The organism is Mycolicibacterium diernhoferi, assembly GCF_019456655.1.
Classification (GTDB): Bacteria; Actinomycetota; Actinomycetes; order Mycobacteriales; family Mycobacteriaceae; genus Mycobacterium; species Mycobacterium diernhoferi.
In genome coordinates this window covers 1,649,677-1,676,212 of record NZ_CP080332.1, presented here as the reverse complement: position 1 = coordinate 1,676,212, position 26,536 = coordinate 1,649,677, and the positions used below count along the sequence as shown (strand labels likewise).

Annotated in this window: 28 protein-coding genes; 7 read left to right on the top strand and 21 right to left on the bottom strand. The window is 69.3% G+C overall.

The features are described 5' to 3' along the window. Positions 1-23: 23 nt before the first annotated feature. The 7 genes from K0O62_RS08010 to K0O62_RS07980 all read right to left on the bottom strand — a co-directional run bounded on the left by K0O62_RS08010 (position 24) and on the right by K0O62_RS07980 (position 6,118). The gene (locus K0O62_RS08010; RefSeq protein WP_073857712.1) at positions 24-212 is read right to left on the bottom strand and encodes a rubredoxin; all 189 of its coding nucleotides are present in this window, start codon (positions 210-212) and stop codon (positions 24-26) included. After that, positions 209-412: a rubredoxin gene (locus K0O62_RS08005; RefSeq protein ID WP_073857710.1), complete on the bottom strand. Its 204-nt coding sequence runs from the start codon at positions 410-412 to the stop codon at positions 209-211. Before K0O62_RS08005 ends, K0O62_RS08010 begins: the two co-directional genes overlap by 4 nt. Next, on the bottom strand, positions 409-1,638 hold the full coding sequence (locus tag K0O62_RS08000; RefSeq protein WP_073857707.1) for an alkane 1-monooxygenase: 1,230 nt from the start codon (positions 1,636-1,638) through the stop codon (positions 409-411). The genes K0O62_RS08005 and K0O62_RS08000 overlap by 4 nt, the downstream gene beginning before the upstream one ends. Before the next feature lie 175 nt (positions 1,639-1,813). Beyond that, positions 1,814-3,040, bottom strand: a complete 1,227-nt coding sequence (manA, locus tag K0O62_RS07995) for a mannose-6-phosphate isomerase, class I (protein WP_073857705.1) — start codon at positions 3,038-3,040, stop codon at positions 1,814-1,816. Positions 3,041-3,044: 4 nt separating this feature from the next. Next, positions 3,045-4,115 carry a TobH protein gene (locus K0O62_RS07990; protein WP_073857703.1) on the bottom strand — a complete coding sequence of 357 codons (1,071 nt, stop codon included), beginning with the start codon at positions 4,113-4,115 and terminating at the stop codon, positions 3,045-3,047. Continuing rightward, positions 4,112-5,521, bottom strand: coding sequence for a phosphomannomutase/phosphoglucomutase (locus tag K0O62_RS07985; protein WP_073857701.1), 1,410 nt, complete (start codon positions 5,519-5,521; stop codon positions 4,112-4,114). The genes K0O62_RS07990 and K0O62_RS07985 overlap by 4 nt, the downstream gene beginning before the upstream one ends. Before the next feature lie 156 nt (positions 5,522-5,677). Further along, the gene (locus K0O62_RS07980) at positions 5,678-6,118 is read right to left on the bottom strand and encodes a DUF3499 domain-containing protein (protein WP_073857700.1); all 441 of its coding nucleotides are present in this window, start codon (positions 6,116-6,118) and stop codon (positions 5,678-5,680) included. Between the two features lie 130 nt (positions 6,119-6,248). On the opposite strand from K0O62_RS07980, the gene K0O62_RS07975 reads away from it, so the two are divergent. Beyond that, positions 6,249-6,671: a metallopeptidase family protein gene (locus tag K0O62_RS07975; RefSeq protein WP_073857699.1), complete on the top strand. Its 423-nt coding sequence runs from the start codon at positions 6,249-6,251 to the stop codon at positions 6,669-6,671. Between the two features lie 15 nt (positions 6,672-6,686). Here K0O62_RS07975 and K0O62_RS07970 read toward each other — a convergent pair whose 3' ends face one another. Then, positions 6,687-6,947 (bottom strand): WhiB family transcriptional regulator, encoded by a 261-nt coding sequence (locus K0O62_RS07970; RefSeq protein WP_173826766.1) that lies wholly within the window; start codon positions 6,945-6,947, stop codon positions 6,687-6,689. A gap of 514 nt (positions 6,948-7,461) precedes the next feature. Between K0O62_RS07970 and cofD the strand changes: the two genes are divergently transcribed. From cofD to K0O62_RS07955, 3 genes are read left to right on the top strand one after another with little or no spacing between them, the layout of a single operon-like run. After that, a complete protein-coding gene (gene cofD, locus K0O62_RS07965) occupies positions 7,462-8,460 on the top strand; it encodes a 2-phospho-L-lactate transferase (protein ID WP_073857697.1) in 999 nt (332 codons plus the stop codon). Next, positions 8,457-9,815, top strand: coding sequence for a coenzyme F420-0:L-glutamate ligase (locus K0O62_RS07960; protein ID WP_073857696.1), 1,359 nt, complete (start codon positions 8,457-8,459; stop codon positions 9,813-9,815). Before cofD ends, K0O62_RS07960 begins: the two co-directional genes overlap by 4 nt. Then, positions 9,812-10,342 (top strand): NUDIX hydrolase, encoded by a 531-nt coding sequence (locus K0O62_RS07955; RefSeq protein WP_073857695.1) that lies wholly within the window; start codon positions 9,812-9,814, stop codon positions 10,340-10,342. The genes K0O62_RS07960 and K0O62_RS07955 overlap by 4 nt, the downstream gene beginning before the upstream one ends. A gap of 15 nt (positions 10,343-10,357) precedes the next feature. On the opposite strand, the gene manB is transcribed toward K0O62_RS07955, so the two are convergent. The 4 genes from manB to K0O62_RS07935 all read right to left on the bottom strand — a co-directional run bounded on the left by manB (position 10,358) and on the right by K0O62_RS07935 (position 14,336). Beyond that, positions 10,358-11,461, bottom strand: coding sequence for a mannose-1-phosphate guanylyltransferase ManB (gene manB / locus K0O62_RS07950; protein WP_073857693.1), 1,104 nt, complete (start codon positions 11,459-11,461; stop codon positions 10,358-10,360). Position 11,462: 1 nt separating this feature from the next. Then, the gene (locus K0O62_RS07945) at positions 11,463-12,338 is read right to left on the bottom strand and encodes a glycosyltransferase family 2 protein (RefSeq protein ID WP_073857691.1); all 876 of its coding nucleotides are present in this window, start codon (positions 12,336-12,338) and stop codon (positions 11,463-11,465) included. Positions 12,339-12,408: 70 nt separating this feature from the next. After that, positions 12,409-13,266, bottom strand: a complete 858-nt coding sequence (gene rfbD, locus K0O62_RS07940) for a dTDP-4-dehydrorhamnose reductase (RefSeq protein ID WP_073857890.1) — start codon at positions 13,264-13,266, stop codon at positions 12,409-12,411. A 17-nt stretch (positions 13,267-13,283) separates the two neighbouring features. Continuing rightward, positions 13,284-14,336 (bottom strand): cellulase family glycosylhydrolase, encoded by a 1,053-nt coding sequence (locus K0O62_RS07935; protein WP_234800182.1) that lies wholly within the window; start codon positions 14,334-14,336, stop codon positions 13,284-13,286. Positions 14,337-14,472: 136 nt separating this feature from the next. Here K0O62_RS07935 and K0O62_RS07930 point away from each other — a divergent pair, with 136 nt between their 5' ends. Together K0O62_RS07930 and K0O62_RS07925 are read left to right on the top strand one after the other, a co-directional pair. Then, positions 14,473-15,972, top strand: a complete 1,500-nt coding sequence (locus tag K0O62_RS07930) for an LCP family protein (RefSeq protein ID WP_073857687.1) — start codon at positions 14,473-14,475, stop codon at positions 15,970-15,972. Position 15,973: 1 nt separating this feature from the next. After that, positions 15,974-16,693, top strand: a complete 720-nt coding sequence (locus K0O62_RS07925; RefSeq protein WP_097933861.1) for a TIGR03089 family protein — start codon at positions 15,974-15,976, stop codon at positions 16,691-16,693. Positions 16,694-16,714: 21 nt separating this feature from the next. Here K0O62_RS07925 and K0O62_RS07920 read toward each other — a convergent pair whose 3' ends face one another. The 5 genes from K0O62_RS07920 to K0O62_RS07900 form a co-directional block, all read right to left on the bottom strand. Further along, entirely contained in the window at positions 16,715-17,875 is a 1,161-nt protein-coding gene (locus tag K0O62_RS07920) for an acyl-CoA dehydrogenase (protein WP_073857685.1), read from the bottom strand. Between the two features lie 114 nt (positions 17,876-17,989). Beyond that, complete coding sequence (locus K0O62_RS28870) at positions 17,990-18,592, bottom strand: acyltransferase (protein WP_264002316.1); 603 nt, start codon at positions 18,590-18,592, stop codon at positions 17,990-17,992. A gap of 62 nt (positions 18,593-18,654) precedes the next feature. Next, positions 18,655-19,719: a beta-galactosidase gene (locus tag K0O62_RS07910; protein ID WP_073857683.1), complete on the bottom strand. Its 1,065-nt coding sequence runs from the start codon at positions 19,717-19,719 to the stop codon at positions 18,655-18,657. A 118-nt stretch (positions 19,720-19,837) separates the two neighbouring features. Beyond that, positions 19,838-20,344 carry a 5-(carboxyamino)imidazole ribonucleotide mutase gene (gene purE, locus K0O62_RS07905; protein ID WP_073857681.1) on the bottom strand — a complete coding sequence of 169 codons (507 nt, stop codon included), beginning with the start codon at positions 20,342-20,344 and terminating at the stop codon, positions 19,838-19,840. After that, positions 20,337-21,542, bottom strand: coding sequence for a 5-(carboxyamino)imidazole ribonucleotide synthase (locus K0O62_RS07900; RefSeq protein WP_234800181.1), 1,206 nt, complete (start codon positions 21,540-21,542; stop codon positions 20,337-20,339). Before K0O62_RS07900 ends, purE begins: the two co-directional genes overlap by 8 nt. A 106-nt stretch (positions 21,543-21,648) precedes the next feature. Here K0O62_RS07900 and K0O62_RS07895 point away from each other — a divergent pair, with 106 nt between their 5' ends. Next, positions 21,649-22,356, top strand: coding sequence for a GtrA family protein (locus tag K0O62_RS07895; protein WP_073857679.1), 708 nt, complete (start codon positions 21,649-21,651; stop codon positions 22,354-22,356). Here K0O62_RS07895 and K0O62_RS07890 read toward each other — a convergent pair. The 4 genes from K0O62_RS07890 to K0O62_RS07875 are packed head-to-tail and all read right to left on the bottom strand — an operon-like array spanning position 22,311 to position 26,406. Then, entirely contained in the window at positions 22,311-22,829 is a 519-nt protein-coding gene (locus tag K0O62_RS07890; RefSeq protein ID WP_073857677.1) for a PH domain-containing protein, read from the bottom strand. The two genes, K0O62_RS07895 and K0O62_RS07890, sit on opposite strands and share 46 nt — an antisense overlap. A 9-nt stretch (positions 22,830-22,838) precedes the next feature. Next, complete coding sequence (locus tag K0O62_RS07885) at positions 22,839-23,645, bottom strand: biotin--[acetyl-CoA-carboxylase] ligase (RefSeq protein WP_073857675.1); 807 nt, start codon at positions 23,643-23,645, stop codon at positions 22,839-22,841. Further along, the gene (locus tag K0O62_RS07880; RefSeq protein ID WP_073857673.1) at positions 23,635-24,903 is read right to left on the bottom strand and encodes a lipase family protein; all 1,269 of its coding nucleotides are present in this window, start codon (positions 24,901-24,903) and stop codon (positions 23,635-23,637) included. Before K0O62_RS07880 ends, K0O62_RS07885 begins: the two co-directional genes overlap by 11 nt. Positions 24,904-24,954: 51 nt before the next feature. Further along, positions 24,955-26,406, bottom strand: coding sequence for a sugar transferase (locus K0O62_RS07875; RefSeq protein ID WP_073857671.1), 1,452 nt, complete (start codon positions 26,404-26,406; stop codon positions 24,955-24,957). Positions 26,407-26,536 lie beyond the last annotated feature (130 nt).

The window sequence follows — 26,536 nt, the reverse complement described above, 5'->3', positions numbered from 1 at the left end:
CGTCCGGACGCCCGAGACGACCGTCACGGCCTGGCGATCTCGACCATGTCGAAGTCGGACTTTGCTGCGCCGCAGTCCGGGCAGCTCCAGTCCTCGGGGATGTCGGCCCAGCGGGTGCCCGGGGCGATCCCGTCCTCCGGCCAGCCCTTGGCCTCGTCGTACTCGAATCCGCACTGCACGCAGACGAACAGTCTGTACTCGTTCTCGCTCATCGGGACGTCCCCTTCTCGATTCCCGTCGCTTCGCCGGCCCCGGCGGGTTCGAAGTCGACCTTCTCGCGGACCGCGCAGTCCGGGCAGCACCAGTCGTCAGGCACCTCGGCCCAGCCGGTGCCGGCCGGAAAGCCCTCGCGCGGAGCGCCTTTCGCCTCGTCGTAGACGTAATCGCAGCCGGGGCAACGGTAGGCGCTCACTTCACCTCACCGCTTCCGTACTTGGCCAGCACCCGCTCGCGCACCCGCGGGTGGATGTTCACCCGGCTGATGTCGCCGTTGTAGTGCGCCAGCACCCGGTGATCCATCACCTTGCGCCACAGCGGCGGGAAGTAGGTCAGCCCGATCATCGAGGCGTAGCCACTCGGCAGGTTCGGCGCGCCCTCGATGCTGCGCAGCGTCTGGTAGCGGCGGGTCGGGTTGGCGTGATGGTCGCTGTGCCGCTGCAGGTGGTACAGGAACAGGTTGGTGACGATGTGGTCGGAGTTCCAGCTGTGCACCGGGGCGCACCGCTCGTACCGACCGCTGTCCAGCTTCTGCCGCAGCAGGCCGTAGTGCTCCAGGTAGTTCACCGTCTCCAGCAGCGCGAAGCCGTAGATCGCCGAGATCAGCATGAACGGGATGACACCGAGGCCGAAGACGGCGATCAGCGCGCCCCACAGCACCACCGACATCGCCCAGGCGTTGAGTACGTCGTTGGACCAGTGCCAGGTGGGCTTGCCGGCCCGCTCCAGCCGCTTGGCCTCCAGCTCCCACGACGATTTCAGGCTGCCCCACACGCTGCGTGGCAGGAACTCCCAGATGGTCTCGCCGAACCGCGAGGACGCCGGGTCCTCCGGGGTGGCGACGCGGACGTGGTGGCCACGGTTGTGCTCGATGTAGAAGTGCCCGTACCAGGTCTGGGCCAGCGTGATCTTGGACAGCCAGCGCTCCAGTTCGTCCTTCTTGTGCCCCATCTCGTGGGCGGTGTTGATCCCGACACCGCCGAGCACACCGACCGAGAGCGCCAGGCCGATCTTGGCCGGCCAGCTCAGCCCGCCGTCATACCCCAGCCAGCTCAGGTCCGACGCGGTGAAGGCGTAGGCGCCGAAGATGACGCTGGCGTACTGGAACGGGATGTACAGGTAGGTGCAGTAGCGGTAGTACCTGTCGTTCTCCAGCTGTTCCATCAGCTCGTCGGGCGGGTTCTGGCCGTCCGGGCCGAACTTGCGGTCCAGGATCGGCAGCAGCACGTAGACCAGCAGCGGACCGATCCAGAACAGCACCTGCGAGGCGGTCTGCCAGCCCCACTGGTTCATCGCCCAGACCACCGGCAGGATCACGAACAGCGCGGTCGGCGGGATCAGCCCCATCAACCACAGGTATCGCTTGCGGTCCCGCCATTGCACGGCCGGCGCGTTCGCGTCCGCATCCATGTGCGTCGTCATCCGACAACCTCCTGTGAGTGCCATCACTGCTGCGGTTGACTATAGAACGTAGTTTGTCGCGTGTCTAGACAAAACTAGATGTTTTGTAAACGACGCTGGGCACGACGGTGCGCTCAGAGCGAGAAAAGACGCGAAAAGTAGAGCTCAGCGCACCGTCGGCGCGCGGCAGCGAGCCTCAGAGCCCGACGGTCACCCGGAACATCCGGGCCGGTTCGTCGGCCAGCAGCCGCACCGGGCCGTCGCCGGCGGACACCCAGGCGGCGTCACCGCGGGCCAGCGACACCGCACCGGACGTCGACTGCACCTTCACGACACCCTCGATGCACAGCAGCACCTGCGGGCCGGCGTGCTCGGCGGGCGCATCGATCTCGCGGCCCACGTGCTCGTCGGTGACCTGCAGCAGCGACACCGCGAACTCCGGGGCCGGGGTGTCATAGACCAGTTCCAGACCGCCGCGAGTCGAGCGCGCCACGATCGGCGCATCATCGGTCGGGGTGAAGTCGAGCACCCGCAACAACTCCGGCACGTCGACGTGCTTGGGTGTCAGACCGCCGCGTAACACGTTGTCGGAGTTGGCCATCACCTCGAAGCCCACGCCGTGCAGATAGGCGTGCAGGTTCCCGGCGGGCAGATAGATGCCCTCCCCGGGCGCCAAGGTGATCCGGTTCAGCAGCATCGCCGCCAGCACCCCGGCGTCACCGGGATAGCGCTCCCCGAGCTCCAGGATCGTCTTGGCCTCGGCCTGGAAAACCGTTTCCCCCGACCGGATGTAGTTGATCGCGCCGTCGAGCACCGAGGGCACCAGCACATCGAGGTCGGGCTGCGGGAACGTGATCCAGGTGGTGAACAGCGCCCGCAACCCGTCGGCGTCGGACTGCCCCTTGAGCAGCGTGATGAACGGGTCCAGGTCGGCCACCGACAGCGCCCGCATGAACTCCACGCTGCGCGCGGCCGGCCGGAAACCGGCCAGCGCCTCGAACTGCCCCAGCGCCACGAGGAGTTCCGGCTTGTGACTGGCATCGCGGTAGTTGCGGGTCGGCGCGCTCACCGGGATGCCCAGATGCTCCTCGCGCTCGAAACCGTGTACCGCCTGCTGACTGCTCGGGTGCGCCTGCAGCGACAGCGGCTCGTCGGCGGCGAGCACCTTGGCCAGGAACGGCAGCGCGTCACCGAACCGGTCCCGCGACGCGGCGCCCAACTGCCCGGCCGGGTCGTCGGTGATCATCTGCAGCAGCGACTGTTCGCCTTCGTCGGTCTCACAGCGCGCCGAATCTCCCGGATGTGCGCCGAGCCACAGCTCCGCCTCGGGATGCTGTGTCGGACTTGGTCTTCCGGTGAACTCGGCAATCGCGGTACGCGACCCCCAAGCATATTTGCGGATGGCTCCACGGAGCAGGTTCACGCTCTCAACCTCGCACCAGTCGTAGGTACACGGCGGTCATCTCCAACCGCACCGCCACCGTCGCCAACTGCTGCTCGGGGCGGACGCCGCTGATCGTGGTCGCAAGATCGGGCACATCGTCGGCGCTGACCACATCGAGGTCGGCGAATCCCTCGGTACGGGTGACCACCGCCGGCCGTTGTTCATCAGAGGTCAGCACCACGGTCCGGGTGCGGGCCGGCAGCGGTCCGTCGAGTTCCTCGTCGTGGAACAGCGCGGCCTCGTAATCGACCGGTGCGGCATCCGTCCGGCCCAGCGCCGCCAGCGCATCGGAGAGCCCGACCGCGGCCACGACCTGACGGGCGACCCGCAGCAGCACCGCGGCGCTGTGCTGTGCCAGCGCCAGCGTCGCGTCGTTGTCCCCGGCCAGCACCACCTCCCGCCCGGACAGCCGATCGGCCAGGCTCTTGGCCGGGTTGGTGAACAGGTCCCGGGAGGCACTGTTACGCAGGGCCTCGGCGTCCAATCCGTCGGCCAGCGCGGCGATGTCCACCCGGACACCGGCGTCGACGACGGCCAGTATGGCGACCCCGGCCGCCAGGTAGCGGGTCAGGCCGAACTCCTCGGGCACCGGCAGCCGCGGCGCCAGCACGGCGGCCCGGCCGGCCGTCACCTCGCGCAGCGGCCCCTCGTGCGGCGCGGCCACGACGACACGCGCCCCGCGGCGCACACCGGTCGCCGCGGCCGAGACCAGCACCGGGTTCCCCGCGTCGGCGCCGGCCACCACCACGACATCCAGCGCCCCGGTCCACGGCGGCAGTTCGGCGGCCACCACGATCGGGACCGCACTGGCCGGGCCGAGCACCGCCGCCAACAGGGAGCCGGCCGCGCGGGCGGGCCCGCCGTCGGCGACCCAGATCAGGGTGCGGGGCGGGACGTCGGCGCGCAGCGGATCCAGCGCCCCCTCGTCGACGGCCGCCGCGGTGGCACGCACCTGCGCGCCGGACATCGCCGCCGCCCGCAACAAACCATCCCGGTCGGCAGCCAACAGCCCCTCGACGTCGTCGAGGTCGATGATGGCGGCCCGGGAGGTCATGGCGCGGGCTCGTTACGCGCGGCGATCAGATTCGCCACCTGCTCCACCACCTCGTCGACCTCTTCGGTGGTGCGGGCCTCGACGTTGAGCCGCAGCAGCGGTTCGGTGTTGGAGGTCCGCAGGTTGAACCAGCGGCCGTCGCCGAGGTCGACGGTCACGCCATCGAGATGGTCCAGGGACTGGATGCGGCTGCTGAGCGTGGTGAGCACCGCATCCACGCAGGCCGGGGCGTCGGCGACGGTGAAATTGATCTCGCCGGACGCCTCGTAGCGCTGGTAGTCGGCCATCAGGTCGGACAGCGGGCGCTGCTGTTCGCCGAGCGCGGCCAGCACGTGCAGCGCGGCCAGCATGCCCGAGTCCGCACCCCAGAAATCGCGGAAGTAATAGTGCGCGGAGTGCTCACCACCGAAGATCGCCCCGGTCTCGGCCATCAGCCCCTTGATGTAGGAGTGGCCGACCCGTGAGCGCACCGCGGTGCCCCCGCGCTCGGTGATCAGTTCGGGCACCGCCCGCGAGGTGATCAAATTGTGGATCACCGTGCCGCCGATCTCGCGGCCGAGTTCGCGGGCGGCCACCAATGCGGTCACCGCCGACGGCGACACCGGCACGCCCAACTCGTCGACCACGAAACACCGGTCGGCGTCACCGTCGAAGGCCAGGCCGATATCCGCCCCGGTCGCCACCACATGGGCCTGCAGGTCGACCAGGTTGGCCGGGTCCAGCGGGTTGGCCTCGTGGTTGGGGAAGGTGCCGTCCAATTCGAAATACAGTGGCAGCACCGTGATTCCGGGGATCGCACCCAGCACGGCGGGGGTGGTGTGCCCGCCCATCCCGTTGCCGGCGTCCACGGCCACCCGCAGCGGGCGCAGCTGCGCCAGGTCCACCAGGGACCGCAGGTACTCGCCGTACTCGGCGAGCACGTCGCGGTCTTGAATGGTTCCGCTCGTGCCTCCGTACTCCGGCACCCCGTCGATGACCTCTTGCGCGACCACTGCCAGACCCGTTTCGCGCCCGACCGGCAAGGCGGCGGCGCGGCACAGTTTGATGCCGTTGTAGGCGGCCGGGTTGTGGCTGGCGGTGAACATGGCGCCCGGGCAGTTCAGCATCCCCGAGGCGAAGTACAACTGGTCGGTCGAGGCGAGCCCGATCCGCACCACGTCCAGCCCCTGGGCCACGACGCCCTCGGCGAAGGCGTCCGACAGGGTCGGCGAGCTCGCGCGCATGTCGTGCCCGATCACCACCCGGGTCACCGGGTCGGTGCCGGCGGGCCGCTGCTCGTCGCGGACCAGGCGGCCGAAGGCGCCGCCGACGTCGCGGACAAAGGCCTCGTCGATCTGGTCTCCGACCAGGCCCCGCACGTCGTATGCCTTGATGACAGCGTGGACAGCCTCAGCGGGCCGAGACATGGCTCTCCTCGCTCTCTGTGTGTACGGGGAATTCGGGACTGCTCTGGCCACTCAGCCTAGTGTCTCGGCACGATGACCGTCGGAGGTCCCGTGACCTATGTCGGGAACCGGACAAGGAGCGCACGGCCACGGCCGCACGATGACGACCCGGAAGGGCTATTCGGAACCGGGTTCGGGATCCGGCAACACCCGCAGGTGACCGCGACGTCGACCGTTGGGTTCGGGACGACGGACCGGGGGCGCCATCAGCGATCCGCCGGACGCGCCGGTGGCCGGGTCGGAGAATCCGGCGGTCACGCCGGTCCCGCCGTTCACCATCGACTGCGATCCGTCGCGGCCCTCACGGACCGCGTCGGCGAGCGCCACCAGGTCGTCCTCGTCGGGATGCGTCGGCAGCGGACCGGCGTGGCGGACCAATTCCCAGCCGCGCGGCGCGGTGATCCGACCGGCGTGCACGACACACAGATCCCAGGAATGCGGCTCGGACACCGTGGCAAGCGGTCCGACGACGGCTGTCGAGTCCGAATAGACGAAGGTCAGCGTCGCCACGGCGTAGTGCGGGCACCCTGGCCTGCAGCAGCGACGGGGAACGTTCACGCAGGGAAGATTATCGTGCGGCGACGCGTCGGGCTCCCGGACACGCGCGTGATCCGGTGGCCGATCTCCAACCGTTACCATCTGTCCTGTGGTGCAGCGCAGCCATCGGGGCTCCCGACGCGGACGTGGAATGCGGGGGTCGCTGTTGCCGCCGACGGTTCCCGGCTGGCGCAGCCGAAGCGAGAAATTCGACATGGCGGTGCTGGAGGCCTACGAGCCGATCGAACGCCGATGGCATCAGCGGGTGTCCAATCTGGATGTGGCGGTCGACGAGATTCCGCGCATCTCCCCCAAGGATCCCGACAGTGTGCAGTGGCCGCCGGAGGTCGTCGCGGACGGCCCGATCGCGCTGGCCCGCCTGATCCCGGCCGGGGTCGATGTCCGCGGAAATCCCACGCGGGCGCGAATTGTGCTGTTCCGCAAGCCGATCGAACGGCGCGCCAAGGACACCGATGAACTCGCGGATTTGTTGCATGAGGTACTGGTGGCCCAGGTGGCCACTTATCTGGGCGTCGAGCCGTCGGTCATCGATCCGTCGCTCGACGACGGATAACGCGGCCGGAGCCGGTCAGATGATGCCGCGCTTGAGGCGGCGGCGCTCACGCTCGGACAGGCCGCCCCAGATACCGAACCGCTCGTCGTTGGCCAGTGCGTACTCCAGGCACCGGTCGCGGACCTCGCAACCCTGACAGATGCGCTTGGCTTCCCGGGTCGAGCCGCCCTTCTCCGGGAAGAAGGCCTCGGGGTCGGTCTGAGCGCACAGACCGCGTTCCTGCCACTGGTCATCCTCGTCGAACGAACCGTCGATCGGATCCAGTGCCAGTTCGATACGTTCGGGTACCAAGCTCAATTGCGGGCGCGTGACCGCATCGCTTGTCGTCGGGCCGGTAGTGGTGTGCGGTGCGCTGTCCACTGAACCGAGCATCCGGTCTTCGAACCGGAGCGCGCGGTCGAAATCGACCTGCTCAAAAGACATGTTCCGCCTCCTCACCTGATTGGTTTTCCCGTTGTTGCCGTTTGGGGCCCCTGCCGAAAGATCTTGTCAGATCCAGCAATTGCGGATCTGAAAAAGCCCTCGGCACCACCCCAGCTATCACTATTGTGATGTCAGGCCATCCGGATTCGAACAGATGATCGAATCCCGGTCTGCGGCACCGAAACCGGCGGGCGAACCACGAAATGACACTGATGTGATTAGACACGTGTTAGCTGCCACGGTCAAGCTAAAGGGCCGTTTTTCATACCATCTCGTGACGTAGATCCGGCGTGTCCTTGCTCCGGCGTGTTCGCCACACCCGGGTGGGGAACACCTCACCGAGCCGGCTGGCCTAGGGTCTGAGGGCGTGAAGGTGACAGTTCTGGCCGGCGGCGTGGGCGGCGCCCGATTCCTGCTCGGCGTCCAGCATCTGCTGCAACTGGGGCAGTTTGCCGACCCGTCCGCCGATCCCGAGGGGCCCACTCAACACGAACTGACCGCCGTGGTCAACGTGGGCGACGACGCCTGGATGTTCGGCGTCCGGATCTGCCCCGACCTCGATACCTGCATGTACACCTTGGGCGGCGGCATCGATCCGGACCGTGGCTGGGGCCACCGTGACGAAACGTGGCATGCCAAGGAGGAACTGGCCGCCTACGGAGTGCAGCCCGACTGGTTCGGGCTCGGCGACCGTGATCTGGCCACCCATCTGGTGCGCACCCAGATGCTGCGGGCCGGCTACCCACTGTCGGCCGTCACCGAGGCGTTGTGCTCCCGTTGGGCGCCGGGGGCACGCCTGCTGCCGGCCAGCGACGAGCGCAGCGAGACCCACGTGGTGGTCACCGACCCGGACGGGGAACGCAAGGCCATCCACTTCCAGGAATGGTGGGTGCGCTACCGCGCGAAGATTCCCACCCACAGCTTCGCCTTCATCGGCTCGGACAAGGCCACCGCCGCACCCGGCGTGACCGAGGCCATCGCCGACGCGGACATCGTCTTGATCGCCCCGTCCAACCCGGTGGTCAGCATCGGCTCCATCCTCGCCGTCGGCGGTATCCGCGGCGCGCTGCGCTCCACCGCCGCCCCGGTGATCGGCTACTCCCCCATCGTCGCCGGCAAGCCGTTGCGCGGCATGGCCGACGAATGCCTCTCGGTGATCGGGGTGCAATCGTCCTCCGAGGCGGTCGGTAGGCACTTCGGCGCCCGCAGCGGCGTGGGCATCCTGGACGGCTGGCTGATCGACGAGGGCGACACCGCCGCGATCGAGGGCCTCGACGTCCGGGCCGCCCCACTGCTGATGACCGATCCGGCCACCACCGCCGAGATGGTCCGGGCCGGCCTGCACCTGGCGGGCATCTCGCTGTGACGGCCGAGCAGCGGGCCACCGAGCACGGCACCGCGAAACCCGTCGAGATCATCCCGGTCACCGGACTCGGCGAGTTCCGTCCCGGCGACGATCTCGCCGCGGCGATCGCCGGCGCCGCACGCTGGTTGCGCGATGACGACGTGGTGGTCATCACCAGCAAGGTGCTGTCCAAGACCGAGGGCCGCATCGTCGCAGCACCCACCGACCCCGAGCAGCGAGACCTCCTGCGCCGCAAGCTCATCGACGACGAGGCCGTACGCGTCCTGGCCCGCAAGGGCAAGACGTTCATCACCGAGAACGCCATCGGCCTGGTCCAGGCCGCCGCCGGCGTCGACGGCTCCAACATCGACTCGGGCGAACTCGCGCTGCTACCGGTGGATCCGGACGGCAGCGCCGCGGCGCTGCGCGACGGTATCGCACGGCAGCTGGGCGTACGGGTCGGCGTCGTCGTCACCGACACCATGGGGCGGGCCTGGCGCAACGGCCAGACCGATGTCGCGATCGGCGCGGCCGGTCTGACGGTGCTGCACGGCTACGCCGGGGCACACGACGCGCACGGCAACGAACTCTTCGTCACCGAGATCGCCGTCGCCGACGAACTCGCCGCCGCCGGGGATCTGGTGAAGGGCAAGCTGACCGGCGTCCCGGTGGCCGTGGTGCGCGGACTCGAGCTGCACGACGACGGCTCCAACGGTCGCACCCTGGTGCGCGGCGGCGAGGACGACCTGTTCTGGCTCGGCACCGCCGAGTCCATCGAGTTGGGCCGCAGGCAGGCACAGTTGCTCCGCCGTTCGGTGCGCCACTTCAGCTCCGAACCGGTCCCCGCCGACCTGGTCGAGGAAGCGGTCGCCGAGGCGCTGACCGCGCCGGCCCCACATCACACCCGCCCGGTGCGCTTTGTGTGGGTGCGCGATCCGGATACCCGAATCCGGTTACTGGATGCGATGAAACAGCAATGGCAGGCCGACCTGTCCTCCGACGGCCGTCCGGCCGAGGAGGTGTCCCGCCGGGTTTCACGCGGCCAGATCCTCTACGACGCACCGGAACTCGTGATCCCGTTCATGGTTCCCGATGGGGCACACAGCTATCCGGATCCGCAACGCACCGCGGCCGAGCACACCATGTTCACCGTCGCGGCGGGGGCGGCGGTGCAGGGCCTGCTGGTGGCTCTGGCGGCCCGCGCGATCGGCAGCTGCTGGATCGGGTCGACGATCTTCGCCGCCGAGGTCGCGCGCCGCGAACTCGCCGTCGCAGATGACTGGGAGCCGTTGGGCGCCATCGCGATCGGCTATCCGGCCGACCCGCAGGGTCCGCGCGACCCGGCGTCCACCGACGGTCTGCTGATCCTGCGATGAGCCTGCACGCCTCCGTCGTCGACACCCTGTCGGGCTGGGATGCCCCCAGCCCCGAACAGGATTCGCTGCGCCACGCCGTGCTGGCCTTCGTGCTGGGCCGCCCCGACGCGTGCCGGCGCGCCTGCGAGCCGGGGCACATCACCGCCTCGGCGCTGGTGCTCGATCACCGCCGGACCCATGCCCTGCTCACCCTGCATCCGCGCGTCGGGCGCTGGCTGCAACTCGGCGGGCACTGCGAGGAGTCCGACGCCGACATCCTGGCGGCCGCGATGCGGGAGGCCACCGAGGAGTCCGGCATCCCCGGACTACGGATCGAACCGCACCTGGCCGCGCTGCATGTGCACCCGATCACCTGCTCGTTGGGTCTGCCGACCCGCCACCTCGACATGCAGTTCGTGGTGGTCGCGCCCGAGGGCGCGGAGATCACCCGCAGCGACGAGTCGCTGGATCTGCGCTGGTGGCGCCTCGACGCGCTGCCCGGAGACGATCCGGCCCTGCTCGCGCTGGCCGCCGCCGCCCGCCGCTGACGGGCCCCGGAGCGCTCAGACGTCGGTCGAGAACCGGATGCCGCCGTCGGGGATGGTGACCCCCGGCCAGACCCGGGCCCCGCGCAGCAGCTCGCAGCGTGCGCCGACATCGGCGCCGTCGCCGATGACGCCGTCGCGGATCAGTGCCCGCGGGCCGATCCGCGCACCGAACCCGATGATGGACCGCTCGATCACCGCACCGGCCTCGACCCGGACACCGTCGAAGATGACCGCGCCATCGAGCCGTGCGCCGGCGCCGATCTCGGCGCCCCGGCCGATCACGGTCCCCCCGATCAGCAGCGCCCCGGGCGCCACCGCCGCGCCGTCGTGGATGAGGAACTCGCCGCGCTCGCCCTGCAGGTTCGGCGACGGCGCGATCCCGCGGACCAGATCGGCCGAGCCCCGCACGAAGTCCTCCGGGGTGCCCATATCGCGCCAGTAGCTGGCGTCGACGTAACCGCACACCTTGCTTCCCTCGGCCAGCAGCGTCGGGAAGATCTCCCGCTCCACCGACAGCGCCCGGCCCTTGGGGATCGCCTCGATGATCTCGCGACGGAACACGTAGCAGCCCGCGTTGATCTGGTCGGTCGGCGGATCCTGGGTCTTCTCCAGGAACGCGGTGACCCGGCCGTCGGCATCGGTGGGCACGCATCCGAAGGCCCGCGGATCCCCCACCCGGACCAGGTGCAGGGTCACATCGGCCTGGTGCTCGGCGTGCCGGTTCAGCAGCGCACCGAGGTCGGCGCCGGAGAGCACGTCGCCGTTGAACACCAGCGCGGTGTCATGGCGCAGCTTGTCGGCCACGTTGGCGATGCCGCCGCCGGTGCCCAGCGGCTCGGTCTCCACGACGTACTCGATCTCCAGGCCCAGCTTGGAGCCGTCCCCGAAGGCCGCCTCGAACACCTCGGCCTTGTAGGAGGTGCCCAGCACCACGTGCTGGATGCCGGCCGCGGCGATCCGCGTCAGCAGATGGGTGAGGAACGGCAGACCGGCGGTCGGCAGCATCGGTTTGGGCGCGGACAATGTCAGCGGGCGCAGCCGGGTGCCCTGCCCGCCGACCAGGATCACCGCATCCACGTCCGAGGGTTTGAGTGTGCTGGCCTTTTCGCCACCGACCATGTCAGCGCCGCCCTTTCGCCTGTTTACGTCGAGAGTTCCGGACCACCAGACCGGCGCGGGTCGCCAGTGCACCCTTGATCGTCCACCTCAGTGGAGCCTGCCACCAGCGCGGATGCCGGTCGGCCAGGAAAGTGTAGGTGCTGCGGTGATGGGCCGCCAGATTCGTGGCGGGATCCCGGCCGGTGGAATGCCCCTTGTCGTGCAGGATCTCCGCGCCGGGCACGTAGATGTTCTGCCGGCCCGACCGGGCCAGCCGATCGCCGAGGTCGACATCCTCCATGTACATGAAGTAGCGCTCGTCGAACCCGCCGATCTGGTCGAACGCCTCCCGGCGCAGCAACAGGCAGGCCCCGGACAACCACCCCACCGGGCGTTCGCTGGGCGCCAACCGCTCCTGCCGGTAGGCCGCCGTCCACGGGTTGGCCTTCCACACCGGCCCGACCACGGCGTGCATGCCGCCGCGGATCAGGCTGGGCTGATGCCGCGCCGACGGGTACACCGAGCCGTCCGGGTCCCGGATCAGCGGCCCGAGCGCGCCGGCCTGTGGCCACCGCGCGGCCGCCGCCAGCAACTCGTCGATGCTGCCCGGTCCCCACTGCACATCGGGGTTGGCCACGATGAACAACTCGCCGTCGGTGACGTACCGATCGACGGCCCGGTTCACCGCGGTGCCGTAACCGAGGTTGCCGCCGGTGTGCAGCAGCCGGACGTTCGGATACCGCTGCACGGCCTCCTCGGGCGCGCCGTCGGTGGAACCGTTGTCGGCCATGATGACGGTGACCGGCCGTTCGGTGGCGTGCGCCAGCGAGGCCAGGAAGCGATCCAGATGCGGGCCCGGTGAATAGGTCACCGTCACGACCTTCAGTTCGTCAGTCACCGCACCCAGCCAGTTCGTCGCCCACGCTGCTAGAGGGTAGCCAGTCCGATGTCCGGTCGGTTCGGCACCGTCACCGCAACGCCGCCAGCGCGGCGGCCAACCCGTCCTGCCAGGACCGCAGCGGCCGATACCCGGCCGCCTCGTAGCGAGCCGTCGACAACGCCGAGTACACCGGCCGGGGCGCCGGACGCGGATGCCGGTCGCTGGTCACCGGCCGGACCCGCCCGGGATCGGCGCCGATGCCGGCGAACACCGCGCGGGCCAGCTCGTAGCGGCTGGCCGGGCCGGTGTTCACCACGTGCAGCAGCGCCGGCGGCGCCGGGTCGTCGGCGATCTGCAGCAGGGCCGCCACCAGGTCGGCGACGTAGGTCGGCGAACCGGTCTGGTCGGCCACCACCTCGATGGTGTCGCGCTCGGATTCCAGCCGGCGCATGGTGCCGACGAAGTCGGCGCCCACCCCGGTGTACACCCACGCGGTGCGCACCACGGTGGCGTCCGGCAGCGCGGCGTGCACCTGCTGCTCACCGGCCAGCTTGCTGCGGCCGTACACGCTGCGCGGACCGACCGGATCGTCCACCTCGTAGGGGCGCGGCGACCCGGTGAACTCACCGCTGAACACGTAGTCCGTGGAGATGTGGATCAGCCGGGCGCCGACCGCCGCGCAGGCGCGGGCGATGTTCCCGGCACCGGTCGCGTTGACGGCGAACGCGCGGGGCTCATCGGCCTCCGCGGCGTCGACGGCGGTCAGCGCGGCGCAGTTGATCACGACGTCGCCGGGGCCGACGATCTCGGCCGCCACCGCCGGGTCGGTGATATCCCACTGGGCCGATGTGCAGGCCAGCAGGTCGCGGCCCCGGGCAGTCAGCTCGTCGGCCAGGAAGCGCCCCACCTGTCCGCCGGCGCCGGCGATGACGATCCGGTTCGCCACGGTCTCGATCGGGGTGGTCACTGTCGGGCCAGGACCGTGGCGGCGTACTTCGGCTGCCAGTCGCTGGTGAGCAGGGCGCCGAAGTTGGCTTCCCGGTCGTCACGGTTGGCGGTGTCCAGGTCGCGCACGGCGTGGATGAAGGCCGGTCCGGTCCAGCCGACCGCGGCCGCCGCGCCCAGCACGTCGACGATCTGGCGGGCCTGCTCCTGCTGGCTCACGCCCTCGGGGGTGTCGTTGGTCGACGCGCCCATCTCCGTCAGCCAGATCTTCTTGCCCGCGTCGCCGTTGGCCACCATCACCTCATTCATGCGTAGGACATCGGACCAGCCGTTGTCGCTGTCGGCGGCCAGCCCGCCGGGGAAGACATAGGGGTGCGCCGCCGCCGCGTCGAAGGAACCCCGGGCGCCCGCGGCGTACATCTGCGCCAGGAATCCGGGGGGTGAATCATCACCGAGCAGCGGGCTCAAGCCGGCGGCGATAACCGTGGCCTTCGGGTTCGCGGCCTTGATCGCCGGGTGGACGGCCTGCAGCATCTCGGTGAAGCGGACGGCCTTGTCCTGCACGAACCCCATGAACAGCGGCAGGTTCGGTTCGTTCCAGATCTCCCAGGCGTTGATCCGCCCGGCGTACCGCTTGGCGGCCGCGGCGGCGAAGGCCGCGAAGTCGGCCGGGTCGCGCGGCGGTGCGGACGGGAACAACAGCCGGGCGCCCTCGCCCCGCGCCCACAGCGGCGTGTTGTAGATCAGCCCGAGCGCGCGCAGCCCCTGGCTGTCCGCGGTCTTCACCAGATTGTCGAAGTAGCCCCAGTCGTACCGGCCCGAATGCGGCTCGACCACCGACCAGTCCAGCGGCAGCCGGACCCAGGAGGCGCCGGTCCTGCCGACCGCCGCGATCTCCCGGCGGGCGTCGTCCGGATCGCCGGTCGCCCAGGTGTAGCCCTGCGCGAAGCCGTAACCGTCTGCCGGGGCCACCACCGCATGCGCGGTGACCGGGGTCGTCACGACCATCGACAACACCAGCGCGACCAGGGCGGCCGCACGCCCGAGAGATCTGTCCAGCCTCCTTCGCATATGGGTCAAGTTACTGGACCCCTGCCCGCACCGGCCGAACTCACGGCGCGGCCGGCCCGCAGGAGTTAGGTCACTCGTGGTTGGCACGCCGACGCGCTTCGGCGGACATCGCAGCCGCGGACAGTAGCCTGGGCTGATGCAAAATCGGCTGACCAGGACGGTCGGCGTCATTGCCGCGGTGGCGGTGGTGGTGTCCACGGGCGTGGCCTGGAGCACGGTGCGTTCGTTCGAGGGCGGCATCAACCACGTCAGTTCCGCGGCACTCGGCGAGGGCGGCGAGGACGGCGCCATCGACATCCTGCTGGTCGGTGTGGACAGCCGCACCGACGCGCACGGGAACCCGTTGTCGGAAGAGGAACTGGCCACCCTGCGGGTCGGCAATGACGTGGCGACCAACACCGACACGATCATCCTGATCCGCATCCCGAACAACGGGCAGTCGGCCACCGCCATCTCCATCCCGCGTGACACCTACGTCGAACTGCCCGACGACCAGGGCAAGATGAAGATCAACGGGGTGTACGGCGACGCCAAGCTCGCCACCATGAAGGAACTCATCGAGGTCCAGGGCATGGACCCGGCCCAAGGCGAGAAGGAAGGCACCGAGGCCGGCCGCGAGGCGCTGATCGAGACGGTCGCCCATCTGACCGGAGTCACCGTCGACCACTACGCCGAAATCGGGCTGCTCGGCTTCAGCCTGATCACCGACGCGCTCGGTGGCGTGGACGTCTGTCTCAAGGAGCCTGTCTACGAACCGCTTTCGGGAGCCGACTTCCCGGCGGGCTGGCAGAAGCTGGACGGCCCGCGGGCGTTGAGTTTCGTTCGGCAGCGTCACGACCTGCCGCGCGGCGATCTGGACCGGGTGACGCGTCAGCAGGCCGTGATGGCATCGCTGGCGCATGAGGTGATCTCGGGTAAGACACTGTCCAGCCCGTCCACCCTGGGCCGCCTGCAGACCGCCGTGCAGCGGTCGGTGGTGCTCTCCGAGGGTTGGGACATCATGGATTTCGTCACCCAGCTGCAGGAGATCGCGGCCGGGTCGGTGGCGTTCGCCACCATTCCCATCCTGCGCGAGGACGGTTGGAGCGACGACGGCATGCAGAGCGTCGTGCGTATCGATCCCACCGCCGTCAAGGAATGGGTGCACGGGCTGCTCGAGGAGCAGGAACAGGGCAACACCGAGAAGGTGGCCTACTCCCCGCACAAGACCACCGTCGACGTCGTCAACGACACCGACATCAACGGTCTCGCCGCGGCGGTGTCGCAGGTGCTGAGCGGTGGCGGATTCACCGCCGGTAACGTCGGCAACCATGAGGGTGAACGCGTCGCGCACAGCCAGGTACGTGGGCCCAGCGTCGATGATCTTGGCACCCAAGCGGTTTCGAAGCAGCTCGGCAATCTGATGATGATCGAGGATCCCTCGATGGCGCCCGGCACGGTCCAGGTGGTGCTGTCGGACGACTACACCGGGCCCGGTTCGGGCCTGGAGGGCACCACGTCGGCCGACCCGGCCTCCACCGAGTGGTACCAGGGCTATCAGGGCGACGATCTGGTCTCCTCGGAGCCGGCCGCCCCACCGCCACCGCCGTCGCCGATCATCACCGCCGGTTCCGACGACCCGCAGTGCGTGAACTGACGTGGCGACAGTCAGTGCGGCCCTGCTCGATCCGATCATGAAGCGCGACCCGGTCGGCCCGCGGATCACCTACTACGACGACGCCACCGGCGAACGCATCGAGGTGTCGACCGTGACGCTGGCCAACTGGGCCGCCAAGACCGCGAACCTGCTGCGCGACGAACTCGGCGCCGGGCCCGGCACCCGGGTGGCGGTCCTGCTGCCCGCGCACTGGCAGACGGCCGCGGTGCTGTTGGGTGCCTGGTGGATCGGGGCCGAGGTGTTGTGGGGCGCCGAGGACCCAGCGGCCGAGATCGCGCTGTGCACCGCCGTCCGCATCGACGAGGCGGACGCCGCGGTCGGTGCCGCGATGGGTGAGGTGGTGGCGCTCTCGCTGGACCCGTTCGGCAAGCCGGTGCCCGACCTGCCGATCGGGGTCACCGACTATGCGACGTCGGTCCGGGTGCACGGGGACCAGATCGTCCCCGAACGCTCCCCGGGTGCGGCGCTGAACGGCCGCACGGTGTCCGGCCTGCTGGCCGCGGCGACCGCATCGGCCGCCGAGCAGGGGCTGACCGACGCCGACCGGGTGCTCTCGACCGCATCCTGGGACACCGAGGACGACCTGATCCGCAATTTCCTCGCGGTGCTGGCCGCGGGCGCCTCGCTGGTGCAGGTGTCCCATCCGGACCCGGCCGCGCTGGACCGGCGCCGGGAGATGGAGAAGGTCACCCGCGGCTAGGCGCAGCCGCGGACCGGGGCGTCACTTCAGCAGCTGACGCGACATCACCACCCGCTGGATCTGGTTGGTGCCCTCGTAGATCTGGGTGATCTTGGCGTCGCGCATGAACCGCTCCACCGGGAAGTCGACGGTGTAGCCGTACCCGCCGAACAGCTGCACCGCGTTGGTGGTGACCTCCATCGCGACATCGGAGGCGAAACACTTCGACGCCGAGGCCAGGAACTGCAGGTTGGGTTCCTCACGCTCGGCGCGGGCGGCGGCGGTGTAGACCATCAGCCGGGCCGCCTCGATCTTCATCGCCATGTCGGCGAGCATGAACTGGGTGTTCTGGAAGTCGGCGATGTTCTTGCCGAACTGCTTGCGTTCCTTGGTGTAGGCGATCGACGCGTCCAGGGCGCCCTGGGCGATGCCGACGGCCTGCGCGCCGATGGTGGGCCGGGTGTGGTCCAGCGTCGCCAGCGCGGTCTTGAAGCCGGTGCCCGGCTCACCGATGATCCGGTCGCCCGGGATCCGGCAGTTCTCGAAATACAGCTCGGTGGTGGGCGAACCCTTGATGCCCATCTTGTGTTCCTTGGGTCCGGCCGAGAACCCCTCGTCGTCCTTGTGCACGATGAACGCCGAGATGCCGTTGGCTCCCTTGTCCGGGTCGGTCACCGCCATCACGGTGTACCAGGTCGACTTGCCGCCGTTGGAGATCCAGCACTTGGTGCCGTTGAGGATCCAGTCGTCACCGTCGGCCACCGCGCGGGTGCGCATCGCCCCGGCGTCGCTGCCGGCCTCGCGCTCGGACAGTGCGTAGGAGGCGGTGGCCTCGCCCGCCGCGATCGAGGGCAACACCTTGCGCTTGAGCTCTTCGGATCCGCGCATCAGCAGCCCGGTGGTGCCGAGTTTGTTGCAGATCGGGATGAGTGAGGAGGATGCGCAGACCCGGGCGACCTCTTCGATCACGATGCAGGCCGCGACCGCGTCGGCGCCCTGGCCGCCGTACTCCTCGGGGATGTACACCGCGGAGAACCCGGAGCCGTCGAGCGCCGCGAGCGCCTCGTCGGTGTAGCGCGCCTGCGCATCGACTTCGGCGGCGTAGGGCGCAATCTCCTTCTCGCACAGCGCACGCAGCACCGTGCGCAGTTCGTTGTGCTCGTCAGAGAGCTTGAACAGGTCGAATGAAGGGTTGGCAACCATCGGAATCTCCTCGCTACTCGCCGGTAACTTTAGCGCCTCCCGGGCACTGTGCCGCAAACCGCCAGTAAGTCGCCAGGGCCGACGGCGCCGTATCGGGTGCCGCGATTCCGGATGCTACCCCGCGGTCGGATCGGCCTCTTTGACCGTCTTCCCGATGATCCTGGCGGGCACGCCACCCACGATGACGCCCGGCGGGATGTCCTTGGTGACAACAGCATTGGCGGCCACGACGACGTTGTCACCGATGGTGACGCCCATCAGGATGGTGGCCTTGGCACCAACCCAGACGTTCTGTCCGACAATGATCGGCGCCGCATCGCGCGGGCGGAAGTGGAACGGGACGTCGTTCTCGGCGCCCAGGTGGGTGTTGTCATGGATGGACACACACTCGGCGAACTGCGAGTTGTCACCCAGGACGACCTTGCTGTGCACCGACAGGGTGGCCTTGGGCGCGAACCGCACGTTGTCACCGACGATCAGTTCACCCTCGATCCGCCAGTCGTTGTAGCGGTCGATGAACAGGTGATTGCAGCCCCGCAGCTTGGCGTTCGGTCCCACATGGAGCTGAAAACCCTGCCCGATCCAGAACGGCGGGGCCTGCATGTCCTTGACGCGCACCCGCATCAGGATCCACCGCATCAGCGCCAACAGTTTCGGCGGCGTGAACTTCTTCAGTAGCTGCACCAATGCACCCTGCGAAGGCTCGGTCGGAATCACGGCGCGAATACTACCGGTCACCTCTCAGCAACGTTGGCCACCGAGCCCGGCGCGTTCGTCCGCTACTTGGCCAGCACGCTCGCGGTGTACTTGGGCTGCCAGTCGGTGGTCAGCAACGCACCGAAATTCGATTCGTTGTCACCGCGGTTCCCGCTGTTGTTGTCGCGGATGCTGTAGATGAAAGCCGGCCCGACGTAACCCAATCCGGCGGCGGCGGCCAACACGTCGGTGATCTGCTTGGCCTGCTCCTGCTGGCTGACCCCCTCGACGGTGTCGCTCGTCGGCGCGCCCAGTTCGGTGAACCAGATCTTCTTGGCACCGTCACCGGCGCCGTTCATCACCCCGCGCATCGCGCCGACCTCGGACCATCCGCCCTCCGGATTGGCGGCGATGCCGCCCGGAGTCACATAGGGATGCGCCGCGGTGGCGTCGAAGGATCCCCCGACACCGAGGTCGTAGAGCTGACGCAGGAAGCCCGAGGGCGAATCCGGTCCGAGCTTGCGGCTCAGCCCGGACAGCACCACCGTCGCGCCCGGATCGGCGGCCTTGATCGCCGGGTACGCGGCCTTGGCCAGTCCGGCGTAGACGGCGGCCCGGTTCTCCGTGAAGCCCATGAAGATGGGCAGATTCGGCTCGTTCCACATCTGCCAGGCCTGCACGCGGCCCGCGTAGCGCTTGGCCGCCGCATTGGCGAACGCCGCGTAATCGGCCGGGTTGGCCGGCGGCACGCTCGGCAGCAGCGAGTTCAGCGCCGGCGGGCGCGCCCACGCCGGGGTGTAGAGCAGCACACCGAGGACCCGCAGGCCGTTGGCGTTGGCGGTGTTGACCGCGTTGTCCAGGTAGCCCCAGTCGTACTGGCCCTTGGCCTTCTCGATCGTGCTCCAGTCGACAGCGACCCGGTACCAGGAGGCGCCGGTGCGCGCGACGGCCTCGATCTCGCGGTTGGTGTCTGCGAACGACGACCAGGTCGGTGCGGCGCCCTGTCCGAAGCCGTAGCCGTCGGCCGGGGCGACGACGTCGGCGGCGTGCGACACCGCAGGCGCGGCGGACACCAATGCGGCGACCAGAGTGGCGATCAAGGCGCTCCGACGAAATGTCCGGCCCAGCGGCTTCAGCATGGACGGCATGTTATCGCACCTCTTTTTCCTGGACACGGACGATTTCCGTGGGCTGACTGACCGCCTTATCGGCGCGTGGGCGCCGGGCGTTACCGCGGACGGCATCGCCGGGACGGCTCAAGCCGGCTCAGTCACCGAGCAGTTCGGCGCGCAACCGCGCGTCCTTCTCCAGCACGGTGGCCTCCAGATCGGCCTGGAACTTCTCCACCCGGGCCCGCAGCGCGGGGTCACCCGCGGCCAGGATCCGCACCGCCAGCAGCCCGGCGTTGCGGGCGCCGCCGATGGAGACGGTGGCCACCGGTACGCCCGCGGGCATCTGCACGATGGACAGCAGTGAGTCCAGTCCGTCGAGGCGGGCCAACGGCACCGGGACGCCGATCACCGGCAGCGGGGTGGCCGAGGCGACCATCCCGGGCAGATGGGCCGCGCCGCCGGCACCGGCGATGATCACCTCGATGCCGCGCCCGGCGGCGTCGCGCGCATAGTCGAGCATCCGGCCAGGGGTGCGGTGTGCGGACACCACACCGACCTCGAAGGGGATGTCGAACTCGGCGAGCGCGGTCGCGGCATCGGTCATCACCGGCCAGTCGCTGTCGCTACCCATGATGACCCCGACCCGGGGCTGATTAGTCATCGGCTGTGTGCTCATTCCAGTCATCGGTCCACTGCGCGTGCGACAACCAGTGTGCCGCGCGGTCGGCGCGTTCCCGCAGGGCGGCCACCCCTTCGGCGTCGGCACGATCGCCGATGCCGCCGACAACATTGACGTGACCGAGTTTTCGGCCGGCGCGCTCGCCCTTGCCGTACAGGTGCACCTTCACGTCGGGCATCCGGGCGAACAGGTGGTGCAACCGCTCGTCCACGCTCATCGCCGGGATCTCCGGGGCGCCAAGCACATTGGCCATCACCGTGACCGGCGCACGGGCCGTGGTGTCGCCGAGCGGGTAGTCCAGCACCGCCCGCAGGTGCTGCTCGAACTGGCTGGTCACCGAGCCGTCCATGGTCCAGTGCCCGGAGTTGTGCGGGCGCATCGCCAGCTCGTTCACCAGCAGGGCACCGTCGGTCGTCTCGAACAGTTCGACCGCCAGCACCCCGACCACGCCCAGCGCGTCGGCCAGCTTCAACCCCAGCTGCTGGGCCTGGGCCCCCAGCTCGTCGGACAGATCCGGTGCCGGGGCGATCACCTCGACGCAGATGCCGTCGCGCTGCACCGTCTGGACCACCGGCCACGCCGCGCCCTGCCCGAACGGCGAGCGGGCCACCAACGCCGACAGCTCGCGCCGCATCGCGACCCGTTCCTCGACCAGGATGGCGACACCGTCGGCGAGGTAGCGCTCGGCGGCGGCGACGGCCTGTTCGGTGTCGTCGGCGAGCACCACACCCTTGCCGTCGTATCCGCCCCGGATGGTCTTGATGACCACCTGGCCGCCGACCTGATCGGCGAAGCGGGCGACATCGTCGACGGTCTGGACCTCGGTGAACCGCGGGACCGGCGCCCCCAGCTCGGACAACTTGCGCCGCATGACCAGCTTGTCCTGGGCGTGCACCAGCGCCTCCGGGGGCGGCGCCACGTTCACGCCGTCGGCGACGAGCTTGTCCAGCAGGTCGGTGGGCACGTGTTCGTGGTCGAAGGTCAACGCGGTGGCACCCTGAGCGACCTCGCGCAGGGCGGCGTAATCGGTGTGCGACCCCAGCACCACATCGGGGCTGACCTGCGCGGCCGGGTCACCGGGGTTCTCCGCCAACACCCTCAGGGTCTGCCCCAGCGCGACGGCGGCCTGATGGGTCATGCGGGCGAGCTGCCCGCCGCCGACCATGGCCACCACGGGCATCGATCGAGTTTCTCTACGCGGTTTTGGCACGCCCACCATGGTGGCATGACCTGCGACGAACACACGATTCAGCACCTGGGCGGCCAGTTCCGTACACTGGCTATCCGTGTCCTTTGCAGATGCCACGATCGCGCGGCTGCCACGCGTGATCCGACCGTATGCCGAGCGGCACCATGAGCTGATCAAGTTCGCGATCGTCGGCGGGACGACGTTCATCATCGACTCGGCGATCTTCTACACGCTCAAACTCACCGTGCTGGAACCCAAGCCGGTCACCGCCAAGATCATCGCCGGCGTGGTCGCCGTCATCGCCTCCTACATCCTCAATCGCGAGTGGAGTTTCCGCGACCGGGGTGGGCGTGAGCGGCATCACGAGGCCCTGCTGTTCTTCGGGGTGAGCGGGGTCGGCGTGCTGCTGAGCATGGCCCCGCTGTACTTCTCCAGCTATGTGCTGCAACTGCGTGTGCCCGATGTGTCACTGACGGTGGAGAACGTCGCCGACTTCATCTCGGCCTACATCATCGGCAACCTGCTGCAGATGGCCTTCCGGTTCTGGGCGTTCCGTCGCTGGGTGTTCCCCGACGAGTTCGGCCGCGCCGGCGATCAGGCCCTGGAATCGACGCTGACCAGCGGCGGGCTCGCCGAGGCCCTCGAGGACCACATCGACCCCGCGCAGACCGACCCCGCGCAGAAAGATCCCGCGCAGCCGGACCCCTCCGGCACGGTCACCCCGTTGCGTCGCCGGCCCGGACGCAGCAAGCGCGCCGATCAGCTCGGCGATTCCTCGGTCCCCAGGGTGTCGAAGACTTCGTGATACAGCAGCGAGTGGACCTGCTCCACCCGCGGGATGTCGTAGAACTCGAGCGGATCCTGCGACGCTGATTCGATGATCAGGGTGCCGGTGCGCAGGATCCGGTCGGCCAGCCCGTGCCGGAACTCCACACTGTTCACCCGCGCCAACGGGATGTCGATCCCGCTGCGGGTCAACAGCCCGTGCCGGAACATCACCCGCCGGTCGGTGATCACGAAGTGCGTGGTCCACCAGGTCAGGAACGGCCACACCGTCAGCCAGCCGACGAGGATCAGCCAGCCGGCGGCGATGACCAGTTGCACCACCTGTTTGGCCGTGGGGTCCCAGTCGGTCTCGGCGACCACCGCCGCGCCGAAGGCGGCCAGCGCCGAGGCGACCAGCAACACCAGGACCGGGACGATCAGCCGTTTCCAGTGCGGGTGCCGGTGCAGCACCACCTGCTCGTCGTTGGCCAGCACATTGTCCGGATAACCCACAGCGCGACTTTACTGCCCGGACTGCTCCGGCGCGGGCCGCAAATGCACAATGTCGCCGGCCGCCACCGTCATCGCCGTGCCCGCCGACTCGATGGTCAACTGACCGCGATCGTCAACCCCGGTGGCGGTGCCGACGAACTCCCGGTCCCCCGGCAGCAGCGCCCGGACCCGCGCGCCGATGGTGGCGCTGTGCCGCCGATAGTCGGTGAGCAGATCGCGTCCGGCACGCCAGTCCGCGATACGGGCGCCGAGGTGTCCGAGCATGGCCAGCACCAGGGCCTCACGGTCGGTGTCGCCGCCGGCGGCGAGCACCGAGGTGGCCCCCGGCTGATCGATCTCGTCCGCGCCGACGGTCACATTGAGGCCGATCCCGACCACCACCACCGGCTGCGGGGAGGCCACCTCGGCCAGGATCCCGGCGATCTTCGCCCCGTCGACGAGCACGTCGTTGGGCCACTTCAGCGAGGCGGCCACGCCGGCGTCGGCGAGGGCCTGCACCACGGCGACCCCGGTCAGCAACGGCAACAGGGCCCAGTTCTGCTCGTCCACCCCGGCCGCCGAGACCCCGACCGACATCGTGATCGAGGCCATCGGGACTCCCGACCACACCCGGCCGCCGCGGCCCCGCCCCGAAGCCTGATGCTCGGCCACCAGCACCGCGCCACCGATGTCCTCGCCGCCGGCCGCGCGCGCGACGAGGTCGGCGTTGGTGGACCCGGTCTCCTCCACGACGTCGAGGCGCCGCCATGACGTGCCGGCGATCCGCGCACGCAGGCTCGCCGCGTCGAGCGGCGCCCGACTCGCCTCAGCAGTCATTGCGCACCGGCTGCCCGGCAAAACGGTCGAGCAGCCATGTCAACTGCGACCCCAGATCCACGTCGCTGTGCCCCTTGTCCGGTTCGAGCTGAACCGTCACCGTACCGCCCATGGCGCAGGCCTCGGCGATCGCGGCGCGCGTCCACTCCTCGTCCAGGTAGCCGTCCGCCCCGCCGTACCACACCGACAGCGGACCCGACAGCGCACGCTGCGGAAGTGCCCACTGCTGCAACAGCTTCCGTAGCGCTTCGGCGGCTTGCGGGGTACGCGGCACGAAGTCGTCCCCGGTGAGTTTGCCCGCGGCGGCCGAGCGCTGCAGCAGCTCGTCACCCTGGCAGGCGGTCAGCACCGCCCAGTGCTCGGCGGCCGCGCCGCGGCGGAAGTCGTCGCGATCGATTTCGGGGTGCCGGCGCGCCGCCGACTCGACGATCATCGCCATGCTCAACCGCTGCTCGTTGTTCAGGGCGCCCGCCTCGGCCAGGTCGACCAGCCCGGCGACGTCGGCGGCCGGTGCTGCGGCGACGGCGCCGATGAACCGCATCTCGGCGGCGTAGTCGGCGGCCTGTTCGTTGGCCGCCCAGGCCGCCGCGCCGCCCTGTGAATGGCCGAACGCGGCCCAGGTGCTCGACACCTGTCCCGGGAAGGTGTGCCGCAGCGCGCGCACCGAGTCGATCATGTTCAATCCCGCGGTGCGGGCGTCCAGATACGGGTGCACGCCCTTGACACCCAGCCCTTCGAAGTCCGCCACCGTGACGGCATATCCCCGGTCGACCAGCGGCGCCACGAAGCTGAGCGCCCCCTGCAGCCACGGGGACAGCGACGGCCCGCACGGCCCGTCGATACCGACCGTGCCGTGACCGATCGCCACCACCGGCCAACCTCGGGCGGGCGGCTCGCCCAACGGGGTGAAGACCGATCCGGAGACCACCGTCGGGGCGCCCGTGTCCCCGGAGGTCGAGCGGTAGACGACGCGGGCCGCGCGCACGTTGCGCCCCTCCCAGGTCTGCGTCACCGCGGGCATGGTGGTGGTGGAGATCAGCGAGCCGGGGCCGCTGCCGGACAGGTCTGCGGTCTGTACGGGTACCGGCGGGCCCTGCAGCGCCGAGAACGAGTTGTACGTCGCGCTGAGAAGCCATGTGGCGGCGGGGATCGCCAGCGGCAGGAGTTTGAATCCGGTGAACACCAACGCCACCGCGGCGACGGCCGCGAAAATCTTGGAGGCCCATCCCGCCGGACTGGTCACCGACGAGCGCCGCATGGCGGCAACATTACCCGAGCCCGCGCGGGACGACCTGCGGCGCAAGCCGAGTCAGTACGCGCCGACCGCCCCGAGCACCGTGCGGATCGTCTTGAACGCGATCAGCACATCGCCGCTGATCGACCAGTTCTCGACATAGGACAGGTCCAGTCGCACCGCGTCGTCCCAGGACAGATCCGCGCGGCCGCTGACCTGCCACAGTCCGGTGATGCCGGGCAGCACGAGCAGACGACGGCGGATCTGGTCGGTGTAGGCGTCGGTCTCACAGCGCAGCGGCGGCCGCGGACCGACGACGCTCATCTCTTTCTTGAGCACGTTGAAGAACTGCGGCAGCTCGTCGATGCTGTAGCGCCGCAAGATCCGGCCCACCGGCGTGACGCGGGGATCGTCGCGCATCTTGAAGAGCACGCCGCCGTCGAAGTCGTTCTGCGCGGTGAGGCGATCGACCTGCTTGTCCGCGTCGACCACCATGGTGCGGAACTTGATCATCTTGAACGGCTTACCGTCGATGCCGATGCGTTCCGCGCAGTAGAAGACCGGGCCCCGGCTGCTGAGCTTGATGGCGATCGCGGCCAGGATCATCAGCGGTGCGGCCGAGATCAGCACCGACAGCGACAGCACCACGTCGAAGACGCGCTTCTGCAGTTTCTTGGTCCCGCTGTACTGCGGCTTCTCCATGTGGATCAACGGCAGACCGGCGACCGGCCGCATGGTCAACCGCGGCCCGGCGACATCGGCCATGCCCGGAGACACGACCAGGTCGACCCCGAGTCGATCCAGGTCCCAGGACAGTTCCCGCAGACCCGCCGGGCCCAGATGATCGGTGGTGGTCAGCGCGACGGTGTCCGCGCCGGTGGCCGCCAGGGCGGCCTCGACGCCGTGTTCATCGCCCAGGACGGGAAGGGTGCCGACGCCCGGGACCTCCATGGTGCCGCCGGCCGACTGACCGGTCAGGCACACCCCGACCACCGAATAGCCGTAATCCCGCGCGCGGGAAAGGGATTGCACCAGGCTGTTGACCGCGGTCGGGCTGCCGACCGCGAGCACCGAGTTCATGCACCGGCCGTCCTTGCGGTACCAGCCCAGCACCCGGCGCGCCGAACTGCGGCTGATCAGCAGCAGGACGAGACCGAGCGGGAAGGCCACCGCGAGATACCCGCGGGCGTACTCCGGCCGGAAGATCATCACCGTGACGGCGACGACGCCGATGGTGGACATGGTTGCCGACAGCACGCGCCGGTACTCCTCGGTGCCCGCGCCGACGATCCGCGGCGAGCGGGTCCCGTACGCCGCCAGCATGCCCAGCCACATCAGGCCGAAGATGACCGACAGCAGACCGAAGTATTTCGTCAGCGGGTCGAACTGGGTGACGGGGCGTCCCAGCCGGACCATCTGGGCGCAGGCCATGGCCGCGCTCACGACGACGACATCGGAGATGAGAAGCCCGAAGACGTATCGGCGTTGCCAATCCAGTCCTTGGGAGCGGTCAGCAACCGCGACCAACGGTTGAGATGAATCATCTTCTTCTGGCGCCGCAAAGTCCCCGAGAGCGCTCGCGTCACGAGAAACTAGTGTCACCGCTGATTCCCTCTCATTGTGGGACGGAACCCACGAGAATCCACATATTACACAC

What these genes read in the sequence shown, in the direction of transcription:
- K0O62_RS08010 (WP_073857712.1), bottom strand. Translation starts at nt 212, where the DNA reads ATGAGCGAGAACGAGTACAGACTGTTCGTCTGCGTGCAGTGCGGATTC.
- K0O62_RS08000 (WP_073857707.1), bottom strand. Translation starts at nt 1,638, where the DNA reads ATGACGACGCACATGGATGCGGACGCGAACGCGCCGGCCGTGCAATGG.
- K0O62_RS07990 (WP_073857703.1), bottom strand. Translation starts at nt 4,115, where the DNA reads ATGACCTCCCGGGCCGCCATCATCGACCTCGACGACGTCGAGGGGCTG.
- K0O62_RS07985 (WP_073857701.1), bottom strand. Translation starts at nt 5,521, where the DNA reads ATGTCTCGGCCCGCTGAGGCTGTCCACGCTGTCATCAAGGCATACGAC.
- K0O62_RS07975 (WP_073857699.1), top strand. Translation starts at nt 6,249, where the DNA reads ATGCGGGGGTCGCTGTTGCCGCCGACGGTTCCCGGCTGGCGCAGCCGA.
- K0O62_RS07955 (WP_073857695.1), top strand. Translation starts at nt 9,812, where the DNA reads ATGAGCCTGCACGCCTCCGTCGTCGACACCCTGTCGGGCTGGGATGCC.
- manB (WP_073857693.1), bottom strand. Translation starts at nt 11,461, where the DNA reads ATGGTCGGTGGCGAAAAGGCCAGCACACTCAAACCCTCGGACGTGGAT.
- K0O62_RS07935 (WP_234800182.1), bottom strand. Translation starts at nt 14,336, where the DNA reads ATGCGAAGGAGGCTGGACAGATCTCTCGGGCGTGCGGCCGCCCTGGTC.
- K0O62_RS07930 (WP_073857687.1), top strand. Translation starts at nt 14,473, where the DNA reads ATGCAAAATCGGCTGACCAGGACGGTCGGCGTCATTGCCGCGGTGGCG.
- K0O62_RS07920 (WP_073857685.1), bottom strand. Translation starts at nt 17,875, where the DNA reads ATGGTTGCCAACCCTTCATTCGACCTGTTCAAGCTCTCTGACGAGCAC.
- K0O62_RS07910 (WP_073857683.1), bottom strand. Translation starts at nt 19,719, where the DNA reads ATGCCGTCCATGCTGAAGCCGCTGGGCCGGACATTTCGTCGGAGCGCC.
- purE (WP_073857681.1), bottom strand. Translation starts at nt 20,344, where the DNA reads ATGACTAATCAGCCCCGGGTCGGGGTCATCATGGGTAGCGACAGCGAC.
- K0O62_RS07900 (WP_234800181.1), bottom strand. Translation starts at nt 21,542, where the DNA reads ATGCCCGTGGTGGCCATGGTCGGCGGCGGGCAGCTCGCCCGCATGACC.
- K0O62_RS07885 (WP_073857675.1), bottom strand. Translation starts at nt 23,645, where the DNA reads ATGACTGCTGAGGCGAGTCGGGCGCCGCTCGACGCGGCGAGCCTGCGT.
- K0O62_RS07880 (WP_073857673.1), bottom strand. Translation starts at nt 24,903, where the DNA reads ATGCGGCGCTCGTCGGTGACCAGTCCGGCGGGATGGGCCTCCAAGATT.